This is a genomic window from Vibrio sp. 03_296, from assembly GCF_002265885.1.
In genome coordinates this window covers 1-750 of the sequence record NZ_NPKW01001019.1, presented here as the reverse complement: position 1 = coordinate 750, position 750 = coordinate 1, and the positions used below count along the sequence as shown (strand labels likewise).

The following is a 750-nucleotide window of genomic DNA, read 5'->3' as shown; positions in this document are numbered from 1 at the left end:
AGCACGTGCAGCTTCAATCGCAGCGTTTAGGGCTAAGAGGTTCGTTTGCTCGGCAATTTCATTTAATCACTTTCAAGATGGTTTCGATATTGGTGGTCGCGCTTTCTAAGCCCTGCACTTCCTCTACCGCTTGATCGATTCGCAGTGACAGTTGGCTAATGGCATTGGTCGTATCACTGACCACTTTCGACCCGGCCGACGTCACTTGGATCTGCTTTCTTTCAGCGGACATGCTGCCGCGCTTTCGCGCATTGTTTGCCACTTCAAGCGCCGTGACCGACATCTCATGCATGGCTGTCGCCAGTTGTTCAAGTTCTTGAAGCTGACTACCAACCGCGGAAGAAGCGCGCTCAGCCCCCATCACCGACATTTCGGTTCCATTGAGAATCTCGACACTGATCGCTTTCGATTGAATCACCTGTCTGCTGAAGATTTTCAGTAAAGCGGTTAAAACCACGTCGCCATTCCGCAAATTCTGGATCAGTATTGGTATCAAGGCGCTTAGTTAAATCGCCATTGCCACTGGCAATATCCTGAATGGCGGCGTTCAACGCCCCCAAAGGACGCATTAACGCTTTCATTAACACAGAAAGAGCCAGAACACTCAGCACCACTGCGATTACCACATAGATCAAAGAGCTGCTGCGCATTTCGCTGATCGCTGAATAAACCGTCGACTCCATCGACGCACAGCGCCAACAAACCAACCTTCGCTGCCAACCTTAGTTAAACGCACGAGATAGGACACGC

1 pseudogene is annotated in these 750 nt (G+C 50.5%); it reads right to left on the bottom strand.

Features of this window, described 5'->3' with window-relative positions:
* Nucleotides 1-750 (bottom strand): annotated as a pseudogene (locus CIK04_RS29555) (methyl-accepting chemotaxis protein); the annotation flags it as partial.